Consider the following 4,165-nt stretch of genomic DNA (forward strand, 5'->3'; position numbering starts at 1 on the left):
ACTGGTCTTGTAGCAGACTACCTGCGGCACATCGAACAGCGCCGTTTCCAGGGTAGCCGTACCAGACGTCACCAGCGCCGCCTTTGCATGGGCAAGCAGGTCGTAGGTCTGGTCGTAGATGATCTTGATGTTGGGGTCTTTGTTATACTGCTCGTAATACTCCTTCGAGAAGTTGGAGACACCTGCCACCACAAACTGGTAATCGCGGAAGGACGGCAACACGCTCAACATCACATGCAGCATGCTCTCGATCTCCTGCTTGCGGCTACCGGGAAGTATGGCAATGATGGGTTTGTTGTTATGAATCATGTTGCGGCTCCGGAAGTCCGGCGCCACAACATGGTCATTGACCGAGTCAGAAACGGGATTGCCGATGTAGTCCACTTTATAATCGAAGCCGGCATAGAAATCTTCCTCAAAGGGCATGATCACAAACATACGGTCCACCAGGCGTTTGATCTTGTGCACGCGCCCTTGGTTCCAGGCCCAGAGTTTGGGGGAGATGTAATAGAAAACTTTCAGCCCTTTGTCTTTGGCGAAGCTGGCAACGCGCATGTTGAACCCGGCATAATCCACCAGGATCACCACATCCGGTTTGAAAGCGGTGATGTCGGCTTTGCACTCCCGCAGGAAGCCCATGATCTTGAAAAAGTTGGCAGCTGCCTCGGCAAAGCCCATGAAGGCCATTTCCTGGTAATGCTTCACCAGGTGCATGCCGGCATCCTGCATCATGTCGCCTCCCCACCCTCTTATGTCAGCGTCAGGGTCTTGTTTCCGGAGCTGCTTAATAAGGTTGGACGCGTGCAGATCGCCAGAGCGCTCACCAGCTATTATGTAATATTTCATGTGGTCTGTATCCGTTTGGAGCTGCCGTATGCGGCAGGTTTTTGAAAGCAACAGCAGGTATAGCCCGCAGGCTATGTTGCTTATTCGCCGAAATACTCCACGTAGTTACGTGGCGTCTCATATAATTTCAGGCTATGTAGCTTAGCGCTTGAAATTTCAGCGATTTTAGGCTCCAGGATCTTCCAGAATTCAACGACCAGGTTCTCTGTGCTGGCCAGTTTGTCTTCCATAAAGGCCACATCGAGGTTGAGGTTCTTGTGGTCTACCTTCTCAATGATGTGCTTGCGGATAAGGGTACTCAGTTTTTTCAGATCCACGACAAAACCGGTATCGGGGTCCGGCTTTCCTTTTACGGTCACGATCAGCTCATAATTGTGCCCATGCCAGTTGGTATTCGCACATGGCCCGAACACCTCCTTATTTTTTGCCAACGACCAGTTCGGGTTGTGCAGCTTGTGGGCTGCATTAAAATGCTCTAACCTGCTTACGTAAATCATCTAACTGCTAAACTTATAATTCTTTCGAGACAACAAATATACAAAGAAAGGAACACCAAAGAACGAAGTAATGATTCCAATTGGCAGTCCTGCCGGCGGATAGAGCAGGCGGGAGAGCAAATCACATAAAAGCATGAAAAAGCCGCCGATAAAGGCACAGAAAAGTAAATTGGCTTTACCGGTTGCCCCCATCAGCCCCCGGGTGACGTGCGGTATGATCAGCCCGACAAAACCGATCGGCCCGGAAGTAGCGACCGCAAAGCCTGTCACGATGGAAACGGTGGCCAGGATGATCCAGCGCGTCCTGACGACCTGCACGCCCAGCGCCTGCGCCCGGTCAGCGCCCAGCAGCAGGATGTTGAGCTGCTTCTGCATGAAAGCGAACAGGAAAAGCGCGACCAGCAAAGCCGTGGCAGGGTATGGCAGCATTGCCCAGCTGGCCCGCTCAAAGCTACCCATCGACCAGAAAATAACGGACCTGAGCTTGCCCTCCGAATCGGACAGGAACGTGAGCAAACCAACCATGGCGGTTACCAGCGAACTGATGGCTATACCTGCCAGCAGCAGCTGCGCCGGTATGAGTTGCCCTTTGCGGTAACCGAGCATCACCACCACCAGCGTCACCGCAAAGGCACCCATCAGGGCAAAGACAGGCGGCATATAGATGCCCGCTACTGTGATCTCCACAAAACCAAAGAAAACGATGACGGCTCCCAAAGAGGCGCCCGAAGCCGTACCCAGCAGGTAAGGATCGGCCAGCCCGTTGTTGACCATCGCCTGCATGAGGTAACCGCAAAAAGCCAGCGATGCGCCTACCACCAGGGCCAGTAACAGCCGCGGGAGGCGCAGGTGCATGATCGCATAATGGGTCGTGTTGTCCGGATCATAGTGTAGGAAAGCGTTGCTGATCGTGCCCAGGTCGGCTTCGAAAGTTCCTACCTGCAGGCCCAGTACCAGGGCTACCAGGATGAGGAACAGCGCAGACAGGAAGTAGAACGCTTTGCTCATGGGTACAGAAAGCCCTCCAGTTCAACAATCGATTCCACCACGCGTGGGCCGGGCCGCTCGATGAGGTTTCCGGTTGGCGCGTAGATACGCTTGTTTTGGTAAGCGGCTATTTTGCGCAGCTCCGGGTAGAGACTGAAGAATTCCTTCTCCAGACGCTCGGGACTTCCGCCCAGCAGCACATCCGGGTTAAGTTTGAGTACATACTCCCGCGAGAGGGCCGGGTAAGGCTGATCGAATACTTCCTGCACCGCATTCTGCGCTCCCAGTATGCGCAGCTGGTCTGTCAGGATCGTGTTCTGGCCGTATACATAGATCGGGTCGCTCCAGGTGATGGTCAGTACGCGCTGCTTGTGCGCCTGCTGGCTATACCTGTGCTCGATTGCCTGTACCTGTTTTCGGAGCGAATCGGCCAGGTGGTTGGCCTGCTGCTCCCGGTTCATGATACGGCCGAGGTCTTCTATACCCTGAAAGATATCCTCTACCGAGCGGTATTTCTGATAGTAGACCGGTATACCCAGTTCCTCCAGCCGCGCCGCGATCTCCAGGGGGGTTATACCTTCTACTGTAAACACCAGGTCCGGCTTCAGGGCCAGCACCTGCTCAAGGTCTACCGGGTAGTTGTTCACGATGGGTTTGCTGTACACACCTGTCGGGTAGTCGCATTGGGGGGTGCGACCCACGATATTGGCGGTGTCGCAGACGGCAAAGAGCATTTCGGTCATGGAGGAAGCGAAAGCCAGCACGCGTTTGGGTTGGTGCGGAAGCCGCACTTCGCGGCCCAGGCCGTCCTGCAGCACCAGCTCCTCCCCTGTCTGCTGTTTCGTGTCAGGGCTGCACGCCAGGGCGATGAGCAGGAAGAGAACACCAGGAAGCCGTTTCAGGTATAGGTACAAGGTATAGCTTAGTTTCTTGCTTTGAAGAGCGGCACGACGAATGGCGCAGCCTGCTCCGTTTATTTTCGTAAATTTAACGCAATTTACATTACAGCCTATAAAACTGAATTATGATCGTTGTAACTGGTGCTGCCGGCTTTATTGCGAGCTGCCTCGTGGGCAGGCTCAATGCAGCTAATTTTAATGATATCGTGGTGGTGGACAATTTCTCCGTCGCCAAAAAAGAAGATAATCTCAAAGGGAAAAAGATAAAGGAGTATGTGGACCGCGACGGCTTCATGGAGTGGCTGGACGATAACTACGAGGAAGTAGAATTCATCTTCCACCTGGGTGCGCGCACTGATACCACTGAATTTAACAAGGATGTGTTCGACCTGCTCAACCTGAACTACTCCAAACAGGTATGGAATGCCTGCTGCGAGTACCAGATCCCGCTGGTATACGCCTCATCGGCAGCTACCTACGGCTCCGGCACCCTTGGCTACGACGACAACGAAGCCATTATTCCGTTGCTGAAGCCGCTCAACCCTTACGGTGACTCCAAGAACGACTTCGATAAGTGGGCGCTGGAGCAGACGGCAAAGCCTTTCTTCTGGGCCGGCCTGAAGTTCTTCAACGTGTATGGCCCCAACGAATACCACAAAGGCCGTATGGCCTCGGTTATTTTCCATGCCTACAACCAGATCAAGGAGAAAGGCAGCCTGACGCTGTTCCGCTCCCACAACCCGGACTTTGCCGACGGCGAGCAGATGCGTGACTTTGTGTATGTGAAGGACGTGGTAGAGGTATGCCTCTTCCTGATGCACCACCGCAAGAACTCCGGCATCTACAACCTCGGCTCTGGCAAAGCCCGCACCTTTATGGCGCTGGCCCTGAATACGTTTGAGGCCATGGGCGTAACCCCGAACATTGACTTTGTGG

5 protein-coding genes are annotated in these 4,165 nt (G+C 53.8%); 1 reads left to right on the top strand and 4 read right to left on the bottom strand.

All coding sequences use genetic code 11. The features are described 5' to 3' along the window. From lpxB to OB13_RS18080, 4 genes are all read right to left on the bottom strand, one after another. Positions 1-846: lipid-A-disaccharide synthase (lpxB, locus tag OB13_RS18065; protein ID WP_461491583.1), on the bottom strand; the 846-nt coding region annotated here is incomplete at its 3' end. An 80-nt stretch (positions 847-926) separates the two neighbouring features. Beyond that, complete coding sequence (locus tag OB13_RS18070; protein ID WP_461491584.1) at positions 927-1,343, bottom strand: 6-pyruvoyl trahydropterin synthase family protein; 417 nt, start codon at positions 1,341-1,343, stop codon at positions 927-929. After that, entirely contained in the window at positions 1,344-2,351 is a 1,008-nt protein-coding gene (locus tag OB13_RS18075; RefSeq protein ID WP_461491585.1) for a FecCD family ABC transporter permease, read from the bottom strand. Then, complete coding sequence (locus tag OB13_RS18080; RefSeq protein ID WP_461491586.1) at positions 2,348-3,244, bottom strand: ABC transporter substrate-binding protein; 897 nt, start codon at positions 3,242-3,244, stop codon at positions 2,348-2,350. The genes OB13_RS18075 and OB13_RS18080 overlap by 4 nt, the downstream gene beginning before the upstream one ends. Before the next feature lie 110 nt (positions 3,245-3,354). Here OB13_RS18080 and rfaD point away from each other — a divergent pair. After that, the coding region (gene rfaD / locus OB13_RS18085) for an ADP-glyceromanno-heptose 6-epimerase (protein ID WP_461491587.1) at positions 3,355-4,165 on the top strand (811 nt) is incomplete at its 3' end.

Source organism: Pontibacter sp. HJ8 (assembly GCF_054824225.1).

What these genes read in the sequence shown, in the direction of transcription:
- OB13_RS18075 (WP_461491585.1), bottom strand. Translation starts at nt 2,351, where the DNA reads ATGAGCAAAGCGTTCTACTTCCTGTCTGCGCTGTTCCTCATCCTGGTA.
- OB13_RS18070 (WP_461491584.1), bottom strand. Translation starts at nt 1,343, where the DNA reads ATGATTTACGTAAGCAGGTTAGAGCATTTTAATGCAGCCCACAAGCTG.